We start from the raw sequence: 26,881 nt of genomic DNA on the forward strand, positions 1-26,881 counted from the left end.
TCCATGTCGGATCTTCAACGCGTGCGCCATTGGGCCGAGGCCCTCATCGCCGTGCACCTCGACGACTCCTGGTCGTTCGGGTTCGACAACGCCAAGCGCCGCGCCGGCCTGTGCGACTACACGCACAAGCGCATCAGCGTGTCGCGGTACCTCGCCGCCCGGCACGACGACGACGACAACCACCAGACCCTGCTGCACGAGGTGGCGCACGCCCTTGCAGGACCGGCCGCGGGTCACGGCCCGAAGTGGAAGACGATCGCACGCGACCTCGGGTACGTCGGCGGCACGACGCACCGCGGCGAGACGGCGACCGAACTCGCGCCGTGGATCGGGGTGTGCCCGTCCGGTCACGTCGCCTACCGGCACCGGCGTGCGACCCGGCCGACGTCGTGCGCGAAGTGCGCGCCGCGGTTCGACGAGCGCTTCGCCTTCTCGTGGACGCGGCGCGAGATCACTCCCGCGACCCGCCTCGCCGCGAAGACCCCTCGCTGAGGAGGTCGCTCGCCGGCGGGGCCTGCGTCGCCGGCCTGTGCCGCGCCGCCGGCCCGTGCCGCGTTGCCGGCCCATGCCGCGTCGCCGGCCCGCTCGGTCTAGAGCGCGACGAACGTCCCGTCGCGCAGGACGGGAACGACGGATGCCGCGTCCACCGCCGCAGCGGCGAGCACCTCGTCGCGGCGACCCGCCGCGTCGAGTTCGCGGCCCGAGCCGCTCGCGGTGAGCAGGTGCTTCGCCGCGCCGCGCAGGGCACGGAATCCCTCGCCCGCGACCGCGGCCTCGGGTGAGGAGTGGTCGATGCCGAGCCCGGCGAGCGCGTCGATCACGGCGCCCGCGCCGAGGAGGTCCTCGACCGCGAATCGCAGGGGCGCAGCGGGGTCGCGCGACGTGAGCTCGCCGCACGCGATCACCGCGATGCTCGTGCGCGCGCCCCGGTGCTCCTGCTCGGCGAGGATCGCGCGGGCGACGGCTGCCGCATTGCGGAGGCCGCCGAGAAGGACGAGCCCGGTCGCCGCCGCCGCGACGGCGGCGCCGTTGATCGAGACGGCGTGGGCCGCGGCATCCAGGGGCACCTCCTCCCCGCGCTCGACCGCCTGCACGACCGTCGACGAGAACCGCAGCACGTCCACCACGACGACGACGTCTGACGGCGCGAGGCGGTCGAGGCCGTCGAGGCCCCACTCGAAGCGCACCTGGTACGCGGACTGATCGAACGGGGACGCGGCGGGCATCCGACCAGCGTAGAGCCGCGGCGGCGCATAACTCCTGCAGTTTCGTGCGCGGCTTCGGAGGCAACCCCGACATCGCGGCCCGCCGACCGCAGCATCCGGCAAATGTGCAGGAGTTATGCGCCGCCCGCCGCGCGAACGGCCCGTCTCGGTAGCGCCGATCCCGCCGCGCTGCAGCGACGCGGTGCGACACTGGAGCATGCGCATCCTGCTCAAGCTGGTCATCGACTGCGATCCGGATGCCGCGTGGCGGGCGTTGCACTCGCCCCGCGCCGTCGCCGAGCTCTACGGCCCGCTCCTGGATCTCGAGCCGATGATCCCCGACGGACTGCCGACGTCGTGGTCGCCGGGCGACGACGTGCCCGTCCAGCTCGCCGCGCTCGGTAGGGTGCCGGCGGGCCGGCAGCTCATCCACGTCAGCGAGCGCGAGGTCGACGAGCCCGCGGGGCGCGTGCGGATCTTCCGGGACAGCGGCATCCCGCTCACCGGCCCGCTGTCGAGCCTCGACGTGTGGGACCACCAGATGGCCGTCTCCCCCGCACCCGGCGAGCCCGGCCGCACCCTGTGGCGCGACCGGCTCGTGATCGGCGGGGCGACCGCCCCCATCCTGTGGCCGGTCCTTTGGAGCGCCTGGCAGTGGCGCGGCGCACGCATCAAGGCGCTCGCCCCGACGTGGGCCCACGATCTCGCCGCCGACGCCGACCCCGCGATCTGACCCGCCGCCCCCGCCCCGCCTACGCCCCATCCGTTTGTGCGGGCAAATGCACGCCTGACCCGCGCGTGTTGCGCACATTCGCCCGCACAAACGGCCCGGGGGAGCGGGACGGAGAGCGGGGGGGGTTAGTCCGCCAGCGCCTCGACGGGGGCCACGCGGGTCGCCAGGCGCGTGGGGACGACCGCCGCCACCAGCGTGAGCACGGCCGTCGCCACGACGATGAGCAGGACGGGGACCCACGGCACGGCCGGAGCCACAAAGGTCGGCGACTGCCACAGCGGCGGCACCGGCACCGATCCGAGCAGCGACTGCGCACCTGCCCAGCCGTAGGCGGTGCCCAGCACGAGACCGGTGGCCACGGCGGCGATCGTGATGTGCGCGGCTTCGAGGAGCACCATGCGACGCACCTGGCCGGTGGACACACCGAGCGAGCGCAGGAGTCCCAGCTCGCGACGCCGCTGCACGACGCCGATCGTCAGGAGGTTCACGAGCCCGACGGCCGCGATCACGGCGGAGACCGCGACCAGGCCCATCATGATGCCCGCGAACGTGTCGAGGATCGCGGTGAAGTCGCTGTCGACCGCACCGCCGGCGGATGCGGTCAGCACGGACTTGACCGTCTCGAGCGCCACCGCGAACATCGTCACGAGCGTGACGCCGATCACGACACCGATCGCCATGCGGCTCGAGCGCTCCGGATAGCGCAGCGCGTTCTCGGCCGCGAGCCGCGCGGTCGCCGAGCGGCCGAACATCCGCCCGACCAGGCGGAGCACGGGCGGCATGATCAGCGTCGAGCCGAGCACGAGCCCCGTGAACGACAGCAGCCCGCCGAAGAACGCGACCACGACCCCGAGCGGGGTCAGCAGCCCCAGCGCGATCCCCGCCGCGAGCAGCGCCGCGCCCGTGCCGAACAGGCCGATCGCGCCCGCGTTGCGCCCGCGGCGCCCCGCGAGCGCCTCGTGCGTCGCCTCGACAGAGCCGCCGAGCGCCTGCAGCGGCGTCACGGCGAGCACACGGCGGGAGCCGACCCAGGCAGCGCCCCACGTCGTGAGCGCGACGATGATCGCCGGGATCACGAGCACGCCCTGCAGGACGCCGTACCCGACATCGGTGATACCGAGCAGCTGCTCCGCCAGCGCGATGCCGGCGGCCGAGACGATGATGCCGACGACGAGGCCCAGCGCGGCGCCGATGACGCCCACCACGAGACCCTGCCGTGCGACTTCGGCGCGCTGCGAACGGGCGGATGCCCCGATCAGGCGCATCAGCGCGATGCGGCGCGTGCGGCCGGCGACCACGGTCGAGAAGGTGTTCGCCGTCACGATCGCGGCGACGTACACCGCGACCCCGGTGAGGATGATGCTCAGGATGACCAGCACGGCGGCGAGCACCTCGCTCTGGCCGATGTAGGGGTCCGCGCGCAGGATCGCGGCGAGGTACCCGGTCGCCGTGAGCAGCACGGCGCCGAAGGCGCTCGAGATGGTCGCGACGAGCACGCTCGCGCCCATGCCTCGCTCGCGCAGCCACGACACTCGCGAGGACGCGGGGCGCGGCATCCGCTGTGCTCGGGCCGGCGCCGCGACGGCGGTCACGATGCCACCGCCGGCTCGCCCGCACCGAGCTCGGTGGCGAGCATGTAGGCCGAGATCTCCTCGGCGCTCTGACGCGGCTTGTCGGCGACGATGCGGCCGTCGCCGAGGAACAGCACGCGATCCGCATGGCTCGCGGCCACCGGGTCGTGCGTGACCATCGCGATGGACTGGCCGTGGTCGCGGCTCGCCGTGGCGAGGAGCCCCAGCACCTCGCGCCCGCTGCGGGAGTCGAGATTGCCCGTCGGCTCGTCGGCGAACACCAGGTCGGGCGCCGTGGCCAGCGCCCGCGCGATCGCGACCCGCTGCTGCTGTCCGCCGGAGAGCTCGTGAGGACGGTGGGCGAGACGCGGGGTCAGCCCGAGCGTCTCGATGAGTCCGTCGATGCGCGCCCGCTCGAGCGCGGTGGGGCGACGGCCGTCGAGGTCGAACGGCAGCAGGATGTTGCCGATCGCGTCGAGGGTGGGCACGAGGTTGAACGCCTGGAACACGAACCCCACCCGCCGGCGGCGCAGGATCGTCAGCTCCAGGTCCGAGAGGCCGGTGATGTCGGTATCGCCGATCCAGGCGCGGCCCGACGAGGGCGCGTCCAGGCCGGCCATGATGTGCATGATGGTGGACTTGCCCGAGCCGGACGGTCCCATGATCGCGGTGAACTCGCCGCGCCGGATGCCGACCGAGACGCCGTCCAGCGCCCGCACCGTGCTCTCGCCGGTGCCGTAGGTCTTCGTGAGCTGCTGCACCCGGGCCGCCAGGCCCAGGTCGGTCGTTGAAATCTCCATGGCTTCGACGTTAGGAAGCGGCATCCGCTTGGCGCGTCGGCCGGGCGAGGCATCCGCGTACATCTCGAGGATGATCTCTTCCGGCGCGAGGCTGCACGGCGCTATCGTCACGGCAGGACTCGACGACGAGGAGACCCGATGCCCGCGACGCCCCTGCCCCCGAGCGGAGCCCTGCCCGACGGCCCGAAGACGTGCGACGCCAGTGGCATGGCCGAGATCCATCGCATGTTCCGCCGCGGCTTCGGCGAGGGCCCCGATCTGGTGCGCCGTGTCTCCGACGGCGATGCCGCGCACGCCGAGACGGTCGCCACCCAGCTCGAGACGCTGTCGATCGGCCTGCACGCGCACCACGGCGGCGAGGACGAACGACTGTGGCCCGCCCTCGACGAGCGGGCCCCGTCGTGCGCCGCGCACGTCGAGCGCATGAAGGCGCAGCACGCCGAGATGCTCACGCAGCTGATCGCCCTCGACGGCGCCCTGCCCGCGTGGCGGCACTCGGCGAGCGGGTCGGATGCCGCCGCCGTCGTCGCCGCACTGGACGGCATCAACGCGGCCCTGGCCGTGCACCTGCCCGATGAGGAGGCGAACATCGTGCCGGTGATGGAGTACACGATCACGCCCGCCGAGGTGGAGTGGTTCGCCGAGCACGGCCGCAAGGCGGTGCCCAAGGGTCAGACGTGGCAGCAGCTCGGCGAGATCCTCGCCTCGCAGCCCGACGGCGGCGACGAGTGGCTGCACAAGCACATGCCCGCGCCGGGACGGCTCGCATGGCGGCTCATCGGCAAGCGGAAGTACGCCCGGCACCGGGCCGCCCTCGAAGGGCGCTGACCCGCTCGTACCCAACTCAGGATCGGGCGTCACCGCTGGTCCGCGCAGCCGCGCGGTGGCGGGGGCTTCCTTCCGCGGGTGTGCACGTTGGTCCTGAGAACGGTACGCGCGACGCCCGGCGCGAAGGCTGCCGGCCGGTAGGCGCGACGCCCGGCGCGAAGGCTGCCGGCCGGTAGCCGCGGTACGCGCGACGGCTACGCGAGGCCGTGCTCGAACGCGAAGACGACGAGCTGCACGCGGTCGCGCAGGCCGAGCTTCGTGAGGATCCGGCTGATGTGCGTCTTCACGGTGGCTTCGCTCAGGTACTCCCGCGCGGCGATCTCGGCGTTGGAGAGGCCGCGGGCAGCGAGGGCGAAGATCTCGCGCTCGCGCTCGGTGAGCTCGCCGTAGCGATCGGGGACCGGCCGGGGCGCGGCATCCGAGAAGTGGGCGAACAGGTCGCGGGTGGCGGATGCCGCGATCACGGACGAGCCGGCGTGCACCGTGCGGATCGCCGCGAGCAGGAACTCGGGGTCGGCGTCCTTGAGCAGGAAGCCGCTCGCGCCCTGACGGATCGCGCGGGCGGCCGCCTCATCGAGGTCGAACGTCGTCAGCATCACGATGCGCGGCGGGTCGGGGTCGGTGAGCAGCTCGGCGGTGGCGGCGAGGCCGTCCATCACCGGCATCCGGATGTCCATCAGCACCACGTCGGGACGCGTCGCGCGCACGGTGGCGATCGCCTGGATGCCATCGGATGCCTCGGCCACGACCTCGAGGTCGGGCTGCGAGTCGACGAGCATGCGGATGCCCGCACGGAACAGGGCCTGGTCGTCGACGAGCACCACCCGGATCACGCCGGAACCCCGATCGGAAGCTGCGCCCGCACGACGAACCGATCCCCCTGCGCGCCGGCGTCGAGCCGTCCGCCAGCCAGCTGGGCCCGCTCGCGCATGCCGATCAGCCCGTGACCGTGTGCGTCGGAGGGCGACGCGCCGGGCGGAACCGGGTTGTGCACCTCGAGCTCCACGTGCGAGGGATGCCACGCCAGGCGCACCTCGACGGGTCCGCCGCCACCGTGCCGGAGCGCGTTCGTCAGCGCCTCCTGGAGGATCCGATACGCCGCCAGCTGCACCGCGGCGGGCGGCTCTCCGACCGGCGCCGGATCGACGTCGACGCGCAGCTCGACACCGGCGGCGCGCACCTGCGCGTAGAGCTCCTCGAGGTCGCCGAGGGTCGGCTGCGGCCCGTCTCCCTGACTGTGGCGCAGCTGCGTCAGGAGCAGCCGCACGTCGGCGAGCGCGGCGCGCGCCGTCGTCGAGATGGTGCCGAGGGCGGCGGTGGCCGCCGCGGGGTCGGCCGCGGACGCGTACCGCGCGCCGTCCGCCTGGGCGATCACGACGGCCAGCGAATGCGCGACCACGTCGTGCATGTCGCGCGCGATGCGCACCCGCTCCTGCTCCGCCGAGGCTTCCGCCTCCGCGCGCTGCTGCGCGTCGCGGTTCTCCCGGGCGCGCACCCCGGTTCGCACGAGTGCGCCGACGGTCCACGACAGCAGGAGCGCGAAGCCGGCGGCGACGAGCACGGCGAGCGCGATCGGGATCGAGCTCCACGTCAGGCCGGAGGCGCCGAAGTACGGCCCGAACACGAGGTAGACCGTGATGACGAGCGCCCCCGCGAACGACGACGCGAACCCCGCCCAGAACACGCGGGCCGAGCCGTACGCGGCGGTCGTGTAGAGCACCGCGAAGATCGCGAGGTCGGCCACGCCCGGCGGTCGCGCGAAGCCCATCTGGATGATCGCGCCCAGCCAGGCGAGGCCCAGCGCGATCCCGGGCGACAGGCGCCGCACGGCGAGCGCGGCAGCCATCGCGACGGTGACGAGGACCGATGACACGACGAGCGTCACGAAGTCGGCGCCCCGCCCGAGCTGAAGCTCGACGAGCAGCGCGACGAGGCCGAACGCCGCCGCGACGACGACGTCCACGACGAGCTGGTACGTCTTCAGCGGGCGGAACACCGTTTCACGGTACGCGAGAGCGGATGCCGCGGCATCCGTCCTGCGATGTATCCGGCGCGGATTCCTATGGTTTGCCCACCCAACCATTGCCAGCGTCCGCGGGAGGCTTTACTGTCGCGTCACAGGCCGAAACCGACGGGAAACGTCGACTCGACAAGATCGGGGAGCGGGGCTGCTCCATCGATCACTCCCCGCCGGCCCCAGCCCGAGGGACCTCGATCGAGCACGGACGGAGACACCATGACGACGGTACGCGCAGCCATTTCGCAGACGACCTGGACGGGCGACAAGGAGTCGATGCTGGACAAGCACGAAGGCTTCCTTCGTGACGCCGCATCGCAGGGGGCGCAGGTGGTGTGCTTCCAGGAGCTGTTCTACGGCCCGTACTTCGGCATCACGCAGGACAAGAAGTACTACCGGTTCGCAGAGCCCGTCGACGGCCCGATCGTGCAGCGATTCGCGGATGTCGCGAAGGAGCTCGGGGTCGTCACGGTGCTGCCGATCTACGAGGAGGCCGAGACCGGCGTGTACTACAACACGTCCGTGCTCGTGGACGCCGACGGCTCGACGCTCGGCATCTACCGCAAGCACCACCTGCCGCACCTGGACCGGTTCTGGGAGAAGTTCTACTTCCGCCCGGGCAACCTCGGGTACCCCGTCTTCGACAGCGCCGTCGGGCGCATCGGCATGTACATCTGCTACGACCGGCACTTCCCCGAGGGGTGGCGCGAGCTCGGGCTGAACGACGCGCACATGGTCTTCAACCCCAACGCCACCAAGCCCGGTCTGTCGAACCGGCTGTGGGAGGTCGAGGGGCCGGCCGCCGCCGTCGCGAACGGCTACTTCGTGCTGCAGCCCAACCGGGTCGGCCGCGAGGACAACGAGTACGGCGACCTCGCCGTCGACTTCTACGGCACGAGCCAGGTGATCGACCCGCGCGGCAACTTCGTCGGCGAGCGCGGCTCGGGCGAGCACGAGGAGCTGCTCGTGCGCGACCTCGACCTCGACATGGTGCGCGAGATGCGCGACGACTGGCAGTTCTACCGCGACCGCCGGCCCGACTCCTACGCGAAGATCGCGAAGCCCTGACCCCGGTGATCGAGCAGCGACGAGGGAGCGTATCCAGATCATGACCACGACACTCATCACGGGCGGCACCGTCGTCTCCGCGACCGGGCGGGGCGAGGCCGACGTCCTCATCGACGGCGAGACAATCGCGGCCGTGCTCGCGCCCGGCTCGCACCTCCTCGGGACGGATGTCGCGGCATCCGTCGACACCGTCATCGACGCCACCGGCAAGTACGTGATCCCGGGCGGCATCGACGCCCACACCCACATGGAGCTGCCGTTCGGCGGCACCGCCGCATCCGACACGTTCGAGACCGGAACGCGCGCGGCGGCGTGGGGCGGGACCACGAGCATCATCGACTTCGCCGTGCAGAAGTACGGCGAGCGGGTGCAGGACGGACTCGCCGCGTGGCACGAGAAGGCACGCGGCAACTGCGCGATCGACTACGGCTTCCACCAGATCATCGGCGGCGTCGACGACGAATCGCTGCTCGCCATGCGCGGCCTCCTCGACGAGGGCGTCTCGAGCTTCAAGCTCTTCATGGCCTATCCGGGGGTGTTCTACTCCGACGACGCCCAGGTGCTCAAGGCCATGCAGGTGTCGGCGGAGACGGGCCTGCTCACGATGATGCACGCCGAGAACGGCCCCGCGATCGACGTGCTCGCCGCGCAGCTCGCCGAGGCGGGCAAGAAGGCGCCGTACTACCACGGCATCGCGCGCGCCTGGCAGATGGAGGAGGAGGCGACGCACCGCGCGATCATGCTCGCCAACCTCACCGGCGCTCCCCTGTACACCGTCCACGTGAGCGCGAAGCAGGCCGTCGACCAGATCGCGTGGGCCCGGGATCAAGGCTGGAACGTCTTCGGAGAGACGTGCCCGCAGTACCTGTACCTGTCGCTCGAGGAGCAGCTCGGCGCGTTCAGCGAGGAATGGGGCCAGTTCGAGGGCGCCAAGTGGGTGTGCTCCACGCCGTTGCGCAGCCGCGGCGAGGGTCACCAGCACCACATGTGGCAGGCCCTGCGCACGAACGACATCCAGATGGTCTCGACCGACCACTGCCCCTTCTGCATGAAGGGCCAGAAGGAGCTGGGGAAGGACGACTTCCGTGCGATCCCCAACGGCATCGGATCCGTCGAGCATCGCATGGACCTCATGTACCAGGGCGTCGTGACCGGCAAGATCACGCTCGAGCGCTGGGTCGAGCTCACCTCGACCACGCCGGCGCGCATGTTCGGGCTGTACGGCCGCAAGGGCGTGATCCAGCCGGGCGCCGACGGCGACGTCGTCGTGTACGACCCGAACGGGCACACGTCGATCTCGGCGGCATCCCACCACATGAACATGGACCACTCCGCGTGGGAGGGGTTCGAGATCGACGGGCACGTCGACACGGTCGTCTCGCGCGGCAAGGTGATCGTCGACGGCGGCGCGTACCTCGGCGCCAAGGGCGACGGCCGGTTCCTCAAGCGCGGCCTGTCGCAGTACCTCATCTGACCCACCGGCGATCGAGTAGCGGAGCGTATCGAGATCATGGACTTCGGCGTCGTCCTCCAGACCAACCCACCGGCCGCGCGCGCGATCCAGCTCGCGCAGCTGGCCGAGGCGCACGGCTTCAGCCACGTGTGGACCTTCGACTCGCACCTCCTGTGGGAGGAGCCCTACGTCATCCACTCGGCGATCCTCAATGCCACGAAGCGGGTGACCGTCGGCCCGTTCGTGACGAATCCCGCCACGCGGGACTGGACGGTCACGGCATCCGTCTTCGCGACGCTCAACGAGATGTACGGCAACCGCACCGTCTGCGGCATCGGCCGGGGCGACTCGGCGGTGCGCGTCACCAACGGCAAGCCGGTGACGATGGCCGAGCTGCGCGAGTCGATCCACGTGATCCGCGAGCTCGCCAACTCGCGAGCCGTCGAGTACAAGGGCGCGACGCTGCAGTTCCCGTGGAGCCGGGGGTCCGAGCTCGAGGTGTGGGTCGCCGCGTACGGGCCGATGGCGCTCAAGCTCACGGGCGAGGTCGGCGACGGCTTCATCCTGCAGCTGGCGGACGTCGACATCGCCGCGTGGATGATCAAGACGGTGAAGGATGCCGCGGCCGCCGCCGGCCGCGACCCCGAGTCGCTCTCGTTCTGCGTCGCGGCGCCGATGTACATCGGCGAGGACCGGCAGCACATGCTCGACCAGTGCCGCTGGTTCGGCGGCATGGTGGGCAACCACGTCGCCGACATCGTCGCGAAGTACGGCGAGCACGGTGCGGTCCCGGACGCGCTGACGGCGTACATCGAGGGCCGCAAGGGCTACGACTACAACACGCACGGCAAGGCCGACAACGATCACGTCGACTTCGTGCCCGACGAGATCGTCGAGCGGTTCTGCATCCTCGGCACGGCCGAGGAGCACATCGCGAAGCTCGAGCAGCTGCGCGCGCTCGGTGTCACCCAGTTCGCGGGGTACCTCCAGCACGACAGCAAGGAGGAGACCCTCCGGGTCTACGGCGAGACGGTCATCCCCGCACTCTCCGCGCATGTGACGGCCAAGACATGAGGCCGATCGGGTGGACGTCCCGGCGACAGGGCGAGCTGCGCGGCTGGATCGTCGTCGGCTGGGGCGCGCTCGGCGTGCTCGCCGTGCTCGTGCTGTGGGAGCTGTACAAGTTCGTCGGTCCCGCGGAGGGCGTCGTGATCGGCGCCGTCGAGGGCGAGGCCGGTTCGGGCGTCATGATCCTCCCCCGCACCCACGACCGGGCGATGCCGCACGTGTGGGACATGGTCGCGCGGCTCTTCCTGCCGACGAGCGGCGGCGAGACCCCTCCGCTGTGGGTGTCGGTGGCGACCGCCGCGCTCGTGACCCTCGGCATCGCGGCCGTCGGCTGGATCATCGGGGTCACCGTCGGCGCCGTCCTCGGACTCGTGATGCAGCGCTGGCGCCTCGTCGAGTGGGGACTGCTGCCCTGGATCGTCGTCAGCCAGATCATCCCGCTGATCGCCTTCGCGCCGGTCGTCAATGCGATCGGCAACCAGATCGACCGCGGCGGGGGAACCTGGCCGCAGTGGCTGTCGGTGGCGGTGATCGCCTCCTACCTCGCGTTCTTCCCGGTCTCGATCGGCGTGCTCCGCGGGCTCGCCTCGCCCGACCGCATCCACCTCGACCTGATGCAGAGCTACGCCGCCGGGTACTGGCCGACCCTGTTGCGCCTGCGACTGCCGGCAGCGGTCCCGCACCTGCTCCCGGCCCTGCGGCTGGCCGCCGCCAACGCCGTGCTCGGCACCGTCGTCGCAGAGGTGTCCATCGGCATGCGCGGCGGCATCGGCCGCATGCTCATCCAGCTCGCGGGCCAGGCCTCGAGCGACCCCGCCGCGCCGTGGGGCCCGACCTTCGGCGCGATCGCGCTCGGCCTCATCGCCGCGGCATCCGTCGCCGTCATCGGCCTCGGCCTCGCCAACTACCGCAGAGGAGAAGCCCCGGCATGACCCTTCCCCCCACTTCTGACGAGAACACCGCCGGTTCCGCCGTGCGGGCGGCCGGCGTCGGCAAGGTCTTCCCGACCAAGACCGGCGAGGTCGTCGCCCTCACCGAGGTCGACCTCGAGGTCGCCGAGGGCGAGTTCGTCTCACTCATCGGCCCATCGGGATGCGGCAAGTCCACGCTGCTGCGCCTCATCGCCGACCTCGACGGGGCCACGACGGGCACCCTGGAGATCTTCGGCAAGCCGGCGTCGCGTGCGCGCGCCGACCAGGACTACGGCATCGCGTTCCAGCAGGCGGGCCTGTTGCCGTGGCGCACCGTCGCGGCCAACATCGGCCTGCCGCTCGAGCTGCACGGCACCGGCAAGACGCAGCGCGCCGCTCGCGTCGCCGAGCTCGCCGAGCTCGTCGGCCTCACGGAGTTCATCGACCGCTACCCCGACCAGCTCTCCGGCGGCATGCAGCAGCGCGTCGCGATCGCCCGCGCCCTCGCGGCCCGCCCGCGACTGCTCCTCATGGACGAGCCGTTCGGCGCACTCGACGAGATGACGCGGGAGTACCTGCAGTCCGAGCTGACCCGCATCGCGGGCGAGACGGGGGCCGCCGTCGTCTTCGTGACCCACTCGATCCCCGAGGCGGTCTTCCTGTCGGACCGCGTCGTGGTGATGAGCCCGCGACCCGGCCGCATCACAGACGTCATCGTCACGGGCCTCGGCGCCGTGCGCGACGAGGACCTGCGCGAGTCGCCGGAGTACTTCGACCGTGTCACCGCCGTGCGCGAGGCCCTCCACGGCACCCGCATCGAGAGGGCGAACGAACGATGACCGACGCCCCCGCCTCGACGATGCTCCCGGCGCCTCCCGGGAAGAGCCAGCGCGCGCGTCCGTCGGACGAGAAGCCGCTCCCCGGCTGGCTGCGCATCGTCGCGCCGATCATCGTCGGATTCCTCATCCTGGCCGTCTGGACGATCTGGGTCGCATCGGGCACCGCCCCGCGCATGCTCCCCAGCCCGGTCGCCATCGCCGCCGAGTTCGTGCTGCGCTGGCCGATCATCGCCGAGGACATGGCCGTCACCGCGACGAACGCGCTCGTCGGCCTCGTCGCGGGCTCGATCCTCGCGATCCTCTTCGCGGCGCTCGCGGCGGCCGCACGCCCGATCGACGGCATGCTCGCGCCGCTCATCTCGGCGCTCGCCGTCATCCCGATCGTCGCGATCACGCCGATCCTCAACACGATGTTCGGCGCGTCGAGCCAGTTCGGACGGCAGGCGGTCGCGACGATCGCCGCGTTCATCCCGGTGTTCGTCAACGTGCTGCGCGGCCTGCGTCAGACCCGGCCCGTGCATCGGGACCTGATGCGGGCATCCGGCGCCTCGAGCTCGCAGACGTTCCGCATCCTCACTCTCCCGACCGCCCTCCCGTACCTCATGACGGGCCTGCGCATCGCGAGCTCGCTCGCCGTGATCGCGGCGCTCGTGGCCGAGTACTTCGGCGGCCCCGCCGACGGCATCGGCACCGCGATCGCGACCTACGCCAAGTCGGGCCGCGCCGCGCTCGCGTGGGCGTACGTCGTCGGAGGCATCCTCATCGGCCTCGTGTTCTTCCTCGTCACCTCGCTCCTGGAGCGGCTGGCGACACGGCGCTCGCGCCCCTGACCCCTCGACCCACCGGCTCCACCCCGAGAGAACAAGCACCACACGAAAGGATCAGCATGAGGCACAGCACCAGACGCGGCATCGCCGCGGCATCCGTCTTCACGATCGCAGCGCTCGCGCTCGCCGGCTGCGCGGGGTCGTCGGACCCCGACTCCAGCGACGGCGGAGGCGGCGAGGACTTCGAACCGCTGACCTCGGTGAAGCTGCAGCTGCAGTGGCTGCCGCAGGCGCAGTTCGCGGGCTACTACGTCGCCCAGGAACAGGGCTACTTCGAGGAGGAGGGCTTCGACGACGTCGAGATCGTCCCGTCCGGCGGCGACATCGTGCCGCAGGACGCCCTCGTCGCGGGAGATGTGGACTTCGCGATCGCGTGGGTCCCGAAGGTCCTCGGCACCCTCGAGGCCACCGGCGTCGAGCTCACCGACATCGCGCAGGTCTTCCAGGAGTCGGGCACGATGCAGGTGGCCTGGAAGGGTGACGGCATCGAGTCGGTCGCCGACTTCGAAGGCAAGCGCATCGGCTCGTGGGGCTTCGGCAACGAGTGGGAGATCTTCGCGGCGATGGCCGCGGACGACCTCGACGCGAGCACGGTGTCGATCACGACGCAGGACTTCTCGATGAACGCGCTCCTCGACCGCGACGTCGACGCCGCCCAGGCGATGACGTACAACGAGTGGGCGCAGATCCTCGAGGTCGTCAACCCCGACACCGGCGAGCTGTACCAGCCCGACGACTTCGACGTCGTCTCGTACCAGGACACCGAGGGGGCCATGCTGCAGGACGCCATCTGGGCCGACACGCAGCGCCTCGCCGATGACCCGGCCTACGCCGACGCCGCGGTGCGGTTCCTCAAGGCCGTGACGAAGGGCTGGATCTTCGCGCGCGACAATCCCGAGGAGGCGGCCGAGATCGTCTACGACATCGCCTCGAACGCCGAGGCGGCCTTCCCGGTCGGTCCCGTGCACCAGCTGTGGCAGATGAACGAGGTCAACAAGCTGATCTGGACCGGCGCCGACTTCGGTCTCGTCGACCAGTCGGCATGGGACAAGACCGTCGCGGGCGCGCTCTCGGCCGTCAACCAGGACGGTCTCGAGCTCATCACGACCGAGCCCGCGGCATCCGCGTTCTCGAACGAGTACATCGAGCAGGCGCTCGCCGAACTCGAGGAGGAGGGAGTCGAGGTCGGCGGCGAGTACACGCCGATCGACGTCGTCCTGACCGAGGGCGGCCAGTAACCGGCCATCCCGTCCGGCCGCACCCTCGTCCCGGGGGTGCGGCCGGACATTCCGTCTTACGGGGCACCTTCCTCACCGCGATCGTCGGTTGATTCCGCCGCGCCGATCGCGGATCGTAGCGAGGGGGAGAACGCCACAGGAAGGACCGCCATGCCGGAAGACCTCGACGCCGAGGCGAAGTCGCTCGATCGGGCCCACGTCTTCCACTCGTGGTCGGCGCAGGCAGGTCTCGATCTGCCCGTGATCGCGGGTGGATCCGGCACCGTCGTGTGGGACCACGCGGGCAATCGGATGCTGGACTTCGCCAGTCAGCTCGTGAACGTCAACATCGGGCACCAGCATCCGGCCGTCGTCGCCGCGATCCAGGCCCAGGCGGCCGAGCTCGCCACCATCGGCCCGGCCACCGCGAACCTCGCGCGCGGACGCGCGGCGCAGCGCATCCTCGACAAGGCGCCCGACGGCTTCGCGAAGGTCTTCTTCACCAACGGCGGCGCCGACGCGAACGAGAACGCCATCCGCATGGCCCGCCTCCACGCTGCTGCTCGGGGCGAAGCGGGCCGTGAGACGGTGCTCTCGACCTACCGCTCGTACCACGGCAACACCGGTGCGGCCATCGTCGCGACGGGCGACTGGCGCCGCATGCCGAACCAGTACGCCCGCGGACACGCGCACTTCTTCGGTCCTTACCTGTACCGCAGCGAGTTCTGGGCGACCACTCCCGAGGAGGAGTCGGCTCGGGCGCTGCACCACCTCGAACGCGTGATCCAGTCCGAGGGCCCCGCGACGATCGCGGCGATCCTGCTGGAGTCGGTTCCCGGCACCGCCGGCATCCTGCTGCCGCCGCCGGGCTACCTCGCCGGCGTGCGCGCGCTGTGCGACCGCTACGGCATCGTGCTCATCCTCGACGAGGTCATGGCCGGGTTCGGCCGCACCGGCCGCTGGTTCGCCTTCGAGGGCTACGACGTCGTCCCCGACCTGATCACGTTCGCCAAGGGGGTCAACTCCGGCTACGTGCCCGTGGGCGGCGTGATCATCTCGGACGCCATCTCGGCGACGTTCGACGACCGCGTCTTCCCCGGCGGACTCACGTACTCCGGGCACCCGCTGGCCGCGGCATCCATCATCGCGTCGATCGATGCGATGGAGGACGAGGGCATCGTCGAGAACGCCCGCCGCGTCGGCGCCGATGTGATCGGACCCTCGCTGGCCGACCTCGCCGAGAAGCACCGCCTCATCGGCGAGGTGCGGGGCGAGGGCGTCTTCTGGGCAATCGAGCTCGTCAGCGACCGGGCGACCCGCGAGCCGGTGGGCGCCGACGTCATCGGCCGGCTCAAGAAGGAGATGTCGGCGCGCGGACTCATGCCGTTCGCCGCCGACAACCGCATCCACGTGGTGCCGCCGTGCGTGGTCACCGACGACGAAGTGGCACAGGCCATGTCGATTTACGATGAAGCTCTGACGAGCGTCGAAGAGGACCTCTCTTGACGCGTGCGCGTCCTCTCACGAGGAGGGCTTCCCATTGGAGGGCAGGAACACCATGACCGACACGACGACCCTGGAGCGGACCGACCAGTCCGCGACGACCATCCTCGAGCACTGGGTGGGCGGTGGCGACTGGGCGGGCACGTCCGAGCGCACCGGCTCCGTCTTCAACCCGGCGCTGGGCACCGTGCAGAAGAGCGTGCGGTTCGCCTCGACCGCTGACGTGGGCGCCGCCGTCGACGTCGCGTCCGATGCCTGGGCCGCGTGGCGCGACGCGTCGATCGCCAAGCGCCAGACCGTGCTCTTCGCGTTCCGCGAGCTGCTCAACGCCCGCAAGGGCGAGCTCGCCGAGATCCTCACCCGCGAGCACGGCAAGGTCCTCTCCGACGCGCTCGGCGAGATCGCCCGCGGCATGGAGGTCGTCGAGTTCGCGTGCGGCCTCGGCCACCTCACCAAGGGCGCGTACTCCGAGAACGTGTCGACCGGCATCGACGTGTACACGCTGCGCCAGCCGCTCGGCGTCGTCGGCATCATCAGCCCCTTCAACTTCCCGGCCATGGTGCCGCTGTGGTTCTTCTCCGTCGCGCTCGCGGCCGGCAACGCCGTGATCCTCAAGCCCAGCGAGAAGGACCCCACCGCCGCGAACTGGATGGCCGCGCTCCTCAAGGAGGCCGGACTCCCCGACGGCGTGCTCAACGTCGTCCACGGCGACAAGGAGGCCGTCGACGCGCTCCTCGAGCACCCCGACGTGCGGGCGATCTCGTTCGTCGGCTCGACGCCGATCGCGAAGTACGTCTACGAGACCGCGACCTCGCACGGCAAGCGCGTGCAGGCCCTCGGCGGCGCGAAGAACCACATGCTGATCCTCCCCGACGCCGACCTCGACCTCGCGGCCGACGCCGCCGTCAACGCCGGCTTCGGCTCGGCCGGCGAACGCTGCATGGCGATCTCGGTGGTCCTCGCCGTCGACACCATCGCGGACGCCTTCGTGCAGAAGGTGTCCGAGCGCATGGCGACGCTGCGCACCGGAGACGGCATGCGCGGCTGCGACATGGGACCGCTCATCACCGGGCAGCACCGCGACAAGGTCACCTCGTACCTCGACATCGCCGACGCCGACGGCGCCTCGGTCGTGGTCGACGGCCGCGATGTCGAGATCGACGGCGACCCGAACGGCTTCTGGCTCGGACCCACGCTGATCGACAACGTGCCCACGACCTCGGCCGTGTACAAGGACGAGATCTTCGGCCCGGTGCTGTCGGTCGTGCGGGTGGAGGGCTACGAGGACGGCCTCGGCATCATCAACTCGAGCCTCTACGGCAACGGCACCGCCATCTTCACGAACGACGGCGGCGCTGCCCGGCGCTTCCAGCGCGAGGCGCAGGTCGGCATGATCGGCATCAACGTTCCGATCCCCGTGCCGGTCGCGTACCACTCGTTCGGCGGCTGGAAGGCCTCGCTGTTCGGCGACGCGAAGGCCTACGGCCCCCACGGCTTCGACTTCTTCACGGCCGAGAAGGCTGTCACCTCGCGGTGGCTCGACCCCTCGCACGGCGGTCTGAACCTGGGCTTCCCGCAGCACGACTGAGCCGTTCGAACCCCCGGATGCCGCGACCCGCGTGGGTCGCGGCATCCGTCGTCTCCGGGCCTCGGGGCGCTCCCGAGCCGACTCGCCAGAACACGCCGGTCCCGCGATCGCGCACCGGCGTGTCTTGGCGAGTCAGGGCTGGGTGGCCGGGGCGAACACGCGCAGCGCGTCGGGGACGATGCGACAGCGCAGGCGGAAGTCCCCGGCGGCGCGCTCCCCGAGCTCCCCGTCGTGGACGAAGATCGACGGATGCCCCGGCGCCGGCGTGATCCGCAGGTCGAGGTCGCGCGCGACCAGGCGCTCGACGTCGGCGTCGCGCGGGAACAGGCGCACCGCGCGCAGCACGGCTGCGGTCCGCTTGCCGAACGAGAGCGCCGCGAGCGCGCGGACGCGCGACCCGCGCGCGTGATGGATGCGGACGTCCAGCACCGCGGCATCCGCTTCCTGGCGCTGCATCGTCGCGACACGGTCCGGATCGTTGCGTCCGACGCTCACGAACACCGACCACACACGGGCCCTGCGTCCGCCGAGCACGATCGTGAGCGGCTCGGTGCTGCGCAGGGCGGTCCAGGTCGCGACGACTCCGCCCAGCCACTTGCCGAGGCTGCGGCGGCGCTCGCGCTCGTCGATGAGCTCGGGGTATGCGCCGACCGACACCACGTTGAGCACGGTGATCGGCTCGTCGTCGTCGGCGATCGCCTCGACCACGCCGACCGGCACGGTCGATCCCGCCTCGAGCGCATCGATCGCGAGGTCGACGTCGTCGATCCCGAGCGCGCGGACGAAGTGGTTGAACGTGCCGCCGGGCATCGCGAACAGCGGCCGGTCGTAGTGCCGGGCGAGGCCTGCCATACGCGAGACCGAGCCGTCGCCGCCGTAGATCCCGAGCACGGCGGGCGCGGCATCCGATTCCATCGCCGCGGCCACCACGTCGGCGAGGTCTTCACCCTCGGCGAGCTCGCGCACCGCCGCCTCCGGCAGCCGCTCGGCGAACGTGGCGGCCGGGTCCGAGCGGATCACGGAGGTGCCGGACGCCGCGTTGCGCACGATCAGCACGCCCCGTCCGTGCGGATGATCGGATGTCATGCGCCGAGACTACGCCGGAAGGATCGGCCGGCTCTCGTAGAACGTCTGCAGCACGACGGTGGTGCGGGTGTTGACCGATGCGGCGAGGCGGATGTCGCGGATCAGCGTCTCGAGATGCCGCGGCGATGCCACCCGCACGAACAGGATGTAGCTCGCGTCGCCGGCGATGGAGTGGCACGCCTCGATCTCATCGAGGTGCTCGAGCAGCTCGGGGGCATTGTCGGGCTGCGCCGGGTCGAGAGGCGTGATCTCGATGAAGGCGGACAGCGGCTTGCCGACCGCCTCGGCGTCGAGAACGGCGCGATACCCCGAGATGACCCCGCTGCTCTCGAGCCGCTTGAGCCGCGCCTGCACGGCGGACGGCGACAGACCGACCCGCTCGGACAGCTGCGCCAATGTCGCGCGCGCGTCTCGCGAGACCTCGGCCACGATCGCCAGATCGACAGGATCCTCCATGCATGGAAGAATATCGGTTGTAAGCGGCACTCGCCGGAATTCTTACGCCTATCGTGTCCATGATCGGAGGTTCCCTATGTCCATGACCGCGCACAACGCGAAGTCCATCGTCGGAGAGCCCGAGGTCGTCGAGGACGCCATCGCCCTGGCCGCCGGGGTCGAGGAGTCGCCCGCCTGGCAGAGCCTCAAGGCCGCAGCATCCGCTCTGCAGCCCCTCCAGATCAAGGACGGCTCGATTCCGGATGCCGCGGCCCACGTCGACGCGCGTGCACACGTCGAGGCGATCATCGCCGCGATCGACGAGCTGCGCCCCCGGTTCCCTCACGACGCGGAGTACCTCGAGGCGTCCATGCGCGACTTCGGTCGATGGATGGCGGAGGGCTTCGGCGTTCCGGACTTCCTGGACTCGCTCGTGGCGTTCCAGCCGCAGCAGCACCGGGTCGACGGCATCCGTCATCTCGCCGTCTTCCCGATGTACACGCAGAACGGGTCATCCGACCGCCACGTCGAAGCCGTGCTCGTCGAGGTGATCTGGCCCGACTTCATCGCGGAGCTCGAGACCGAGTACACGAACAGGCTGTTCGTGTCGCTGCGCTTCCTCGACTTCACGCCCGGCTACGACACCAATTCGGCGGTGCTGTTCCCCGAGACGGTGGCGATGCGCGAGATCCCCTCGTTCACGTGGGGCGCGATCTTCCAGGACCGCGAGGCCGCACGGTACCGGCGCGTCGTGCGCGCGGCATCCGAGATCACGAAGCTCGACCTCCCCGCCGACGCGGCGCGCATGCTCGACGACCAGGCGCTGACCGAGAAGACGTTCGTGATGTGGGACATCATCCACGACCGGACGCACATGCGCGGCGACCTTCCCTTCGACCCGTTCATGATCAAGCAGCGGATGCCGTTCTTCCTGTACTCGCTGGAAGAGCTGCGCTGCGACCTGACGGCGTACCGCGAGTGCGTCGCGATCGAGAAGCGGCTCTCGGCGAAGTCTGCTGCCGAGCCTGCCGAGGCGCTCTCGGCGGCCGAGGCCGAGATGCTCGAGCACGCCAAGCTCGTTCAGTACGCGGTGATCTTCGACCGCATCTTCCGCTTCGCCATCACCGGCTCGCGCGTGCGCAACTACGACGGACTCGGCGGGCAGCTGCTGTTCGCGTGGCTGCACCAGCGCGGCGTGCTGCACTGGACCGACACCGCGCTCGCGTTCGACTGGGACGAGGTGCCCGCAGCGGTCGTCGCCCTCGCCGACACGATCGACGAGCTCTACTGGCGCTCGATCGACCGCCCGAAGACGGCGCACTGGCTGGCCGCGTACGACCTCGTGCGGGGCACGCTCACGCCGAACCCGGCGTCGCAGTGGGCGCGCGGCCTGTCCGACGAGATCCTCGCCGGCGCGCCGAAGGGCTACACCGACGCGGTGATGGACGACGAGTTCCCGCTGTCGATGTTCTTCGAGGCGCTCGACAAGAAGATGAAGCCGGTCATCGAGTCCACCGCGGGTGTGACGGGCGCGGATGCCTGAGTCCGGCGTCGCGGGCCGGCTGGTCCTGATCGCGGGCGCGACGAGCGCCTCCGGCCTCGCGGCGACGCGCACCCTGGTCTCGGCCGGGGCGCGGGTCGTCGCGGTCGGGCGCGATGCCGGCAGGCTCCGGCCCCTGGCGGACGCCGGGGCGCGCGCCGAGGCGTGCGACCTGACCGACGAGGCCGCCGTCGTGGCGCTCGCCGAACGCGTGCACGCGAGCGACGGCGCGGTCGACGGCGTCCTGCACCTCGTCGGCGGCTGGCGCGGGGGCGGCGGGCTGGCAGGGCAGACGGATGCCGACTACCGCTTCCTCGAAGGATCGTTCACCGCGCTGCGGCACGTCAGCCGCGCGTTCGACGCGGATCTGCGGGCCTCATCCGCCGGTCGCCTCGCCGTCGTCTCGTCGACGGCCGTCGCACGGCCGCTCGCGGGCGGCGCCAACTACGCCGCCGTGAAGGCCGCCACCGAGGCCTGGACCAGGGCGGTCGCGCAGGGCTTCGCGAAGGACGCCCGGGACTCCGGGGAGTCGCCGGCCGCGGCATCCGTCGTCTTCCGCGTGAAGGCGCTCGAAGGCCTCGAGGACACACTCGCCCAGCGGTTCGCCGACCTGTGGGATGCCGACCCGGCCGAGGTGAACGACACCGTCATCGACCTCTCCTCCGTACCGAACTCAGGATGAGAACGTCCGCGAGCGGTCACGCCCGGCATCATTCCGGCGATGGAGCGGCGGCTGGACCGCGGCGGTCCTGAGTCCGGTACACCGGGCCGCCGGGCCGCCGGGCCGCCGCCGGCACGAACTAGATTGGACACCCGTGACCACGATCCACGACCCGAACCTGCGCGGCTTCGCCTCCGACAACTACTCCGGCATCCACCCGGAGGTGCTCGCGGCCATCGCCGCCGCGAACGACGGCCACCAGGTCGCGTACGGCGAGGACGTCTACACCGAGCGCCTTCAGCAGGTCATGGCCGGCCACTTCGGCGACGGGGTCGAGGCCTTCCCGGTGTTCAACGGCACCGGAGCGAATGTCGTCGGGCTGCAGTCGATGCTCCCCCGCTGGGGCGCCGTGATCTCGGCCTCGACCGCGCACATCAACGTCGACGAGGGCGGTGCGCCCGAGCGCGTGGGCGGGATCAAGATCCTCCACGTGCCCACCGACGACGGCAAGCTGACCCCCGAGCTGATCGACCGCGAGGCCTGGGGCTGGGGCGACGAGCACCGCGCGCAGCCGCTCGTGGTCTCGATCACGCAGTCCACCGAGCTGGGCACGCTGTACACGGCGGATGAGATCCGCGCGATCGCCGACCACGCGCACGGTCACGGCATGCGCCTGCACATGGACGGCTCGCGCATCTCGAATGCGGCGGCCTCGCTGGGTCTGCCGCTGCGCGAGTTCACACGCGACGCCGGCGTCGATGTGCTGAGCTTCGGCGGCACCAAGAACGGGGCGATGCTCGGCGAGGCGATCGTCGTGCTCGAGCCCGCGGCATCCACCGGTCTCATCTACCTGCGCAAGCTCGACATGCAGCTCGCCTCGAAGATGCGGTTCGTGTCGGCCCAGCTCGTCGCCCTGCTCGAGGGCGACCTGTGGCTGCGCAACGCTACGCATTCCAACGCGATGGCGCAGCGGCTTCGCAGGGGCGTCGAGGCGGGGCTGGCCGACGGCTCGATCCGCGGGGTGTCGTTCACGCAGCCGACGCAGGCGAACGGCGTGTTCGCGACCCTGCCCGACGGCGTCGCCGATCGGCTGCGCTCGTCGTTCCGGTTCTACGACTGGGATGCCGCGCGCAACGAGGTGCGATGGATGTGCTCGTTCGACACGAGCGAGAACGACATCGACGCCTTCCTCGCGGCGATCGCCCGCGAGACCTCGGCCTGACGCGGCGCCGCGGCGTACTGCGCTTCGCAGGAGGAATCCTCTACGCAGGATGATCCGGTGAGGAATCCTCCTGCGAGCGGGAGATCTCCTGCGAGGCGGCGGAGCGTGAAGCCCCGCCGGCGCTGAGCCGGGCGGCTCAGCGTTCGGCGCTTCGCAGGAGAAATCCGCTCCGCAGGAGAAATCCGCTCCGGAGGACGATCCGGTGAGGAATCCTCCTGCGAACGGGAGATCTCCTGCGAAGCGCCTCGGGCTCAGTGCTCGGCGTGCTCGAGGCTCTCGACTTCGGTGGTGTCGGGCTCCCCGGCGTCGTCGCTGCCGGCCTCGTCTGAGGAAGCGGATGCCTCGCCCTCGACGTCGTCGGCGTCGTCGGCAGAGTCCGTGACCTCGGCTTCGAACTCGGCCTCGTCCGCGTCGACCTCGTCCGCGTCGGCAGCGTCGGCAGCGTCGACCTCGTCCGCGTCGGCAGCGTCGTCCTCGTCCGCGTCGGCGGCGTCGGCGGCGTCGGCGGCGTCGGCGGCGTCCGCGTCGGCGGCTCCGGCCGTGTCCTCGTCCGCGGCGGCGTCGTAGACCTCGGCCTCGTCCTCGTCCTCGACCTCGGCCTCGACCGCGTCGTCGCCCTCTTCGAACTCAGGGTCCTGCGCCGGCTCGGCGGCCCCGGGTGCGTCAGCCCGGTCGAGATGCTCGGCGTCGACGTCGTCGACGTGCAGCACGTGCTCGATGGGCGCTCCTGCGGCGACCTGGAACTCGGCGGCGGCGTGGGCCGCGGCATCCGGGCGGATCATCTCCTTGACCTCGGCCATGAAGCTGGTGAGCTGGTGCTGCTGCCAGCGCAGCTGGCGGGTGCGGTCCTCGGCGTCGCGCAGCACACCCTGGGAGTGCGTCGTGACCAGGTCGATGATGCGCTGCGCCTTGATGTGCGCCTGATCCAGGTGCTCGCGCGCCCGGACGCTCGCGTCGGCCTCGATCTGCTGGGCCTGCGCTCGCTGGAGGCGCTCGAAGTCCTCCGCCTTCGCCGACACGCGCTGGGCGTGATCGAGTGACGCGGCGACCTGGTCGTTCGCGTCCTGCGTGATGCGCTCGGCGTGCGCGACGGCCTGGTTGTGCAGCACGAGGAACTCCTGCTGCGCGTCGTCCTGGCGGCGGGTCAGCGACGCCTCGAAGTCGAGCGCGCGGACGCGCAGCTCGCGCACCGCCTCCTCGGCCTCGGTGCGTGCGTCGGTGGTCTCGCGGGCGACCATCGAGCGCAGCGCGGCGGCGCCCTTCTCGGCCTCCGAGCGGATGGCGGCGGCTTCGCGCTCCGCCTGCGACACCTTCTCGGCGGCGTGCGCGGCCTCGCGCGCGAGCTGCGCCTCGTGGGCGGTGAGCTCCGTGTCGATGCGCAGGCGCACCTGCTGCGCCTCGTGCTGCGCCTGCGACAGGATGCCGTCGGCCTCGGCCTGCGCGTCCTTGCGGCGGTTCTCGATCTCGGCGCGGGTCGCCTCGAGCAGGCGCTCCCCCTGGACCGTGGCGTTTCGCAGGAGCACACCCGCCTGCTCCTCGGCGACGCGCAGGACCTCCTCGAACTGCTGGCCGTTCGGCGTGGAGTCGGCGGTGCCGACGAGCTCCTCGGTCAGCGCCTCGACGCGCTGTTCCGCCGCGGCGGCGCGGGCGCGGGTGGCACCGAGCTCGGCCTCGAGCGCGGCGATGGCGTCACGGCTCTCGGCGCCGGCCGCCGCGACAGCGGCTGCGACACCTTCGACGGCCTCGAGGCGCTCGCGCTGGGCGGACTCGAGCTCGACCTCGAGGGCAGCGAGCTTCTCACGACTCTGCGAGACGACGGTGCTGGCGCGGCGCTGGTTCTGCTTGAGGGTCGACACCTGCTCGGCAGCGGCGCGGGCGCGCGCCTCGAGCTCGGCGACAGCAGCATCCACCTCGTCCTTGTCATACCCGCGGAAGGCCGTCGCGAAGGCGGGGCCGGCGGTCGTCTGACCGGCGAGCAGCCGTTCGAAAGTCGAGTCCTCGGCCGGGTTCTTCCGGGCCGGAGCGCCGTTGTCGGACATCGGGTTCTCCGCTTCTTCGGGGTGCTGTCGCCGGGGTGATCCGGGTTCCGAAGTCGGCGTCCACCCGTGCACGACGCCGGCTGCGACGGGCGTCGGAGAGGGCGAGGGCACCGGCGAGACGCTCGGCCTCGACGACATCAGGGGGATGGGCGTCGCAGCTGGGTGCGCTTGCGGGCAGGGGCAGGATACCTGCCCGACCTGTGTGTCGGCGACCTTCGTCTACAGAATGGGTGTAAGGATGCCGCGGCCCCCCGCTCCTCACCCGGCGAGCGACTCCCGGCGAGCGCCGGTTACGCCCCGGCGAGCCACTCCCGGTACGCGTCGAACGAGTACGGACGGCCCAGGAATGCCTCGACGAGGTCGCCCGCGTCACGCGAGCCACCGCGTTCGAGCACCTCGGTGCGATAGCGGAGCGCGGCATCCGGGTCCATGAGTCCGCCCGCGAATCCGGTGAGCAGATCCCGCGCGATCACGAGGCTCCACTGGTACGTGTAGTAGCAGGCGCCGTACCCGGTCAGATGGCCGAAGCCCGCGTAGGGGTGCAGGCCCGGAATGGGCTGGATCGGCGTCGTCGTCGAATACAGTCGCTCGGTCTCGGCCTGCAGATCGGCGGGGCGGTCGACGTGCAGGTGATACGACACCGACGCGTGGCCGAGCTGACGGCGCACCTCGAGGGCGCGGCCGAACGCATCGGCCGTGCGCATCCTCGCCACGAGGTCGGCGGGGATGGGCTCGCCGTCCGCATTCGCGGTGAACGACGCGAGCACGCCGGCATCCCACGCCCATTCCTCGAGCAGCTGGCTCGGCGCCTCGACGAAGTCCCACTCGGTCTCGAAGCCGGTGAAGCGCGCATAGCGCTGGCGTCCGCCGAGGATCTCGTGCACGAGGTGCCCGAACTCGTGGAAGAACGTCACGACCTCGTCATGCTCGAGCAGGCCGCGGGAGAAGTTGCACAGCAGGGCGGCCTCGGGAAGGATCCGGCCCGGGATCCCCGGGGCCACCGGGAAGCACGCGGCATGGCTGTACTTGCCGTCGCGCGGGTGCAGGTCGAGGTGGATGCGGCCGATCCGCTCCCCCGCGCGCACGACGTCGTACGAGCGCACGTCCTCGTGCCACGCGGAGGCGTCCACGGGAACGTACTCGACATCGAGCAGCCGGCCGGTCACGTCGAGCACGCCGCCGAGCACGCGCTCGAAGGGGAAGTACGAGCGCACGAGCAGCGCGTCCACGTCGTACTGCTCGCTCTTGACCGCGCCGAGGAGGTGCCAGAAGTCCGCGACGGTGACGGCTTCGGCATCCGGGATGTCGCGGCGCAGCCGCTCCAGCAGGACGGGATACTCGGCCTCGGCCTCCGCGCGCGAAGCCTCGTCGAGTCGCGCGAGGAATGCCGGGATCTCGGCGCCGCCGCCGATCATGCGCGTCTCGGTCTCGAACTCGGCCCAGTCCGAGTAGCCGAGGAGCCCGGCACGCTCGGCACGCACCTCGAGAAGCTCGGCGAGGACGTCTTCGTTCTCGGGCCACGCGAGGTCGTTGTAGGCGCTGATCAGCGCCGTGCGCGTGGCACGGTCGGTCGCGTACTCGCGCACCGGCATGAGGTCGGTGTACTCGGTCGTCAGGGTGACGAAGCCGTTCTCGTCGGCGGGATGGGAGTCGAGGAAGTCCTGGGGCAGCCCGGCGAGCCCGGCCGCGGGGATGTGGATCTCGCGGCGCCCCTCCCGGATGTTGCGGGAGAAGGTCAGCGACAGGTCGGTGTCGCGCTTGGTGAGCGTGCGCACGCGCTCCCGTCCGTCGTCGTCGAGGCCGACGCCGCCGCGGCGGAAGTCACGCCGCACGTGCTCGAGCAGCCGAGCCTGATCGTCGTCGAGTCCCTCGGCCGCGGCATCCGCGAACGCCGTCCACAGTCCCCGATCGAGCAGGCGCGCGGCCGACAGGGACTCGATCGCCTGCACCTGCGTCTCGGCCAGCTCGCGCACGGCGGCGTCGGGGTGGGCCTCGCTGACCACGTACGCCTCGCTCAGCGCCTCGCGGAGGGCGATGTCGGCGTCGTTCCACAGCTCGAGGCGATCGACGACGGAGAGGTCGGCCTCGGCGCGCAGTCGCGCGTCTGCGGCCTCCACGAGCGCGATGCGGGCGGCGGCCCGGTCACGGGCGAAGGCGGTCCAGCCGTCGAGGTCGGACGGGAAGCTGATCGGAGCGATGGTCACGGTCCGAGCCTACGTCGGCACCCTCGGGGTGCGCGGCACTCTCCCGCGCGCGCGGCGCTCGGCCGG

At 71.2% G+C, this 26,881-nt stretch carries 24 protein-coding genes; 15 read left to right on the plus strand and 9 right to left on the minus strand.

Annotation, left to right across the window (positions count from 1 at the left end; genetic code table 11):
* The first annotated feature begins 3 nt into the window (after positions 1–3).
* Positions 4–492: a SprT-like domain-containing protein gene (locus OL358_RS03460; RefSeq protein WP_264708531.1), complete on the plus strand. Its 489-nt coding sequence runs from the start codon at positions 4–6 to the stop codon at positions 490–492.
* 98 nt (positions 493–590) lie between these two features.
* Here the strand turns inward: OL358_RS03460 and OL358_RS03465 are convergent, their stop codons facing one another.
* The gene (locus OL358_RS03465; RefSeq protein WP_264708532.1) at positions 591–1,226 is read right to left on the minus strand and encodes a 2-phosphosulfolactate phosphatase; all 636 of its coding nucleotides are present in this window, start codon (positions 1,224–1,226) and stop codon (positions 591–593) included.
* A 196-nt stretch (positions 1,227–1,422) separates the two neighbouring features.
* Here OL358_RS03465 and OL358_RS03470 point away from each other — a divergent pair, with 196 nt between their 5' ends.
* On the plus strand, positions 1,423–1,938 hold the full coding sequence (locus OL358_RS03470) for a hypothetical protein (RefSeq protein ID WP_264708534.1): 516 nt from the start codon (positions 1,423–1,425) through the stop codon (positions 1,936–1,938).
* Between the two features lie 125 nt (positions 1,939–2,063).
* On the opposite strand, the gene OL358_RS03475 is transcribed toward OL358_RS03470, so the two are convergent.
* Positions 2,064–3,494 (minus strand): ABC transporter permease, encoded by a 1,431-nt coding sequence (locus OL358_RS03475; RefSeq protein ID WP_264708535.1) that lies wholly within the window; start codon positions 3,492–3,494, stop codon positions 2,064–2,066.
* 32 nt (positions 3,495–3,526) lie between these two features.
* The gene (locus OL358_RS03480) at positions 3,527–4,309 is read right to left on the minus strand and encodes an ABC transporter ATP-binding protein (RefSeq protein ID WP_264710228.1); all 783 of its coding nucleotides are present in this window, start codon (positions 4,307–4,309) and stop codon (positions 3,527–3,529) included.
* A 138-nt stretch (positions 4,310–4,447) separates the two neighbouring features.
* Between OL358_RS03480 and OL358_RS03485 the strand changes: the two genes are divergently transcribed.
* On the plus strand, positions 4,448–5,137 hold the full coding sequence (locus OL358_RS03485; protein ID WP_264708536.1) for a hemerythrin domain-containing protein: 690 nt from the start codon (positions 4,448–4,450) through the stop codon (positions 5,135–5,137).
* Positions 5,138–5,331: 194 nt separating this feature from the next.
* Here OL358_RS03485 and OL358_RS03490 read toward each other — a convergent pair whose 3' ends face one another.
* Entirely contained in the window at positions 5,332–5,970 is a 639-nt protein-coding gene (locus tag OL358_RS03490) for a response regulator (protein WP_264708537.1), read from the minus strand.
* Complete coding sequence (locus tag OL358_RS03495) at positions 5,967–7,133, minus strand: sensor histidine kinase (protein WP_264708538.1); 1,167 nt, start codon at positions 7,131–7,133, stop codon at positions 5,967–5,969. Before OL358_RS03495 ends, OL358_RS03490 begins: the two co-directional genes overlap by 4 nt.
* A gap of 240 nt (positions 7,134–7,373) precedes the next feature.
* Between OL358_RS03495 and OL358_RS03500 the strand changes: the two genes are divergently transcribed.
* From OL358_RS03500 to OL358_RS03540, 9 genes are all read left to right on the plus strand, one after another.
* Complete coding sequence (locus OL358_RS03500; protein ID WP_264708539.1) at positions 7,374–8,222, plus strand: nitrilase-related carbon-nitrogen hydrolase; 849 nt, start codon at positions 7,374–7,376, stop codon at positions 8,220–8,222.
* Positions 8,223–8,262: 40 nt separating this feature from the next.
* The gene (gene hydA, locus OL358_RS03505; protein WP_264708540.1) at positions 8,263–9,696 is read left to right on the plus strand and encodes a dihydropyrimidinase; all 1,434 of its coding nucleotides are present in this window, start codon (positions 8,263–8,265) and stop codon (positions 9,694–9,696) included.
* Between the two features lie 36 nt (positions 9,697–9,732).
* Positions 9,733–10,749, plus strand: coding sequence for a TIGR03842 family LLM class F420-dependent oxidoreductase (locus tag OL358_RS03510; protein WP_264708541.1), 1,017 nt, complete (start codon positions 9,733–9,735; stop codon positions 10,747–10,749).
* Positions 10,746–11,675: an ABC transporter permease gene (locus tag OL358_RS03515; protein ID WP_264708542.1), complete on the plus strand. Its 930-nt coding sequence runs from the start codon at positions 10,746–10,748 to the stop codon at positions 11,673–11,675. Before OL358_RS03510 ends, OL358_RS03515 begins: the two co-directional genes overlap by 4 nt.
* Positions 11,672–12,493, plus strand: coding sequence for an ABC transporter ATP-binding protein (locus OL358_RS03520; RefSeq protein WP_264708543.1), 822 nt, complete (start codon positions 11,672–11,674; stop codon positions 12,491–12,493). The genes OL358_RS03515 and OL358_RS03520 overlap by 4 nt, the downstream gene beginning before the upstream one ends.
* Positions 12,490–13,323: an ABC transporter permease gene (locus OL358_RS03525; protein WP_264708544.1), complete on the plus strand. Its 834-nt coding sequence runs from the start codon at positions 12,490–12,492 to the stop codon at positions 13,321–13,323. The genes OL358_RS03520 and OL358_RS03525 overlap by 4 nt, the downstream gene beginning before the upstream one ends.
* A gap of 56 nt (positions 13,324–13,379) precedes the next feature.
* Positions 13,380–14,558, plus strand: coding sequence for an ABC transporter substrate-binding protein (locus OL358_RS03530; RefSeq protein ID WP_264708545.1), 1,179 nt, complete (start codon positions 13,380–13,382; stop codon positions 14,556–14,558).
* Between the two features lie 150 nt (positions 14,559–14,708).
* Positions 14,709–16,043 carry an aspartate aminotransferase family protein gene (locus OL358_RS03535; RefSeq protein ID WP_264708546.1) on the plus strand — a complete coding sequence of 445 codons (1,335 nt, stop codon included), beginning with the start codon at positions 14,709–14,711 and terminating at the stop codon, positions 16,041–16,043.
* 52 nt (positions 16,044–16,095) lie between these two features.
* A complete protein-coding gene (locus tag OL358_RS03540) occupies positions 16,096–17,628 on the plus strand; it encodes a CoA-acylating methylmalonate-semialdehyde dehydrogenase (protein WP_264708547.1) in 1,533 nt (510 codons plus the stop codon).
* Between the two features lie 132 nt (positions 17,629–17,760).
* Here OL358_RS03540 and OL358_RS03545 read toward each other — a convergent pair whose 3' ends face one another.
* Together OL358_RS03545 and OL358_RS03550 are read right to left on the minus strand one after the other, a co-directional pair.
* Positions 17,761–18,714: a diacylglycerol/lipid kinase family protein gene (locus OL358_RS03545; protein ID WP_264708548.1), complete on the minus strand. Its 954-nt coding sequence runs from the start codon at positions 18,712–18,714 to the stop codon at positions 17,761–17,763.
* Positions 18,715–18,723: 9 nt separating this feature from the next.
* Positions 18,724–19,170 (minus strand): Lrp/AsnC family transcriptional regulator, encoded by a 447-nt coding sequence (locus tag OL358_RS03550; RefSeq protein WP_413631334.1) that lies wholly within the window; start codon positions 19,168–19,170, stop codon positions 18,724–18,726.
* 76 nt (positions 19,171–19,246) lie between these two features.
* On the opposite strand from OL358_RS03550, the gene OL358_RS03555 reads away from it, so the two are divergent.
* The 3 genes from OL358_RS03555 (at position 19,247) to OL358_RS03565 (ending at position 22,572) form a co-directional block, all read left to right on the plus strand.
* The gene (locus tag OL358_RS03555) at positions 19,247–20,692 is read left to right on the plus strand and encodes a DUF6421 family protein (protein WP_264708549.1); all 1,446 of its coding nucleotides are present in this window, start codon (positions 19,247–19,249) and stop codon (positions 20,690–20,692) included.
* Positions 20,685–21,371, plus strand: coding sequence for an SDR family NAD(P)-dependent oxidoreductase (locus OL358_RS03560; RefSeq protein WP_264708550.1), 687 nt, complete (start codon positions 20,685–20,687; stop codon positions 21,369–21,371). Before OL358_RS03555 ends, OL358_RS03560 begins: the two co-directional genes overlap by 8 nt.
* Before the next feature lie 133 nt (positions 21,372–21,504).
* Positions 21,505–22,572: a threonine aldolase family protein gene (locus tag OL358_RS03565; RefSeq protein ID WP_264708551.1), complete on the plus strand. Its 1,068-nt coding sequence runs from the start codon at positions 21,505–21,507 to the stop codon at positions 22,570–22,572.
* Positions 22,573–22,823: 251 nt separating this feature from the next.
* Here the strand turns inward: OL358_RS03565 and OL358_RS03570 are convergent, their stop codons facing one another.
* Together OL358_RS03570 and OL358_RS03575 are read right to left on the minus strand one after the other, a co-directional pair.
* The gene (locus OL358_RS03570; RefSeq protein ID WP_264708552.1) at positions 22,824–24,611 is read right to left on the minus strand and encodes a DivIVA domain-containing protein; all 1,788 of its coding nucleotides are present in this window, start codon (positions 24,609–24,611) and stop codon (positions 22,824–22,826) included.
* Between the two features lie 290 nt (positions 24,612–24,901).
* Positions 24,902–26,815 carry a M3 family metallopeptidase gene (locus tag OL358_RS03575; protein ID WP_264708553.1) on the minus strand — a complete coding sequence of 638 codons (1,914 nt, stop codon included), beginning with the start codon at positions 26,813–26,815 and terminating at the stop codon, positions 24,902–24,904.
* Positions 26,816–26,881 lie beyond the last annotated feature (66 nt).

This window comes from Microbacterium sp. SSM24, assembly GCF_025989145.1.
Classification (GTDB): Bacteria; Actinomycetota; Actinomycetes; order Actinomycetales; family Microbacteriaceae; genus Microbacterium.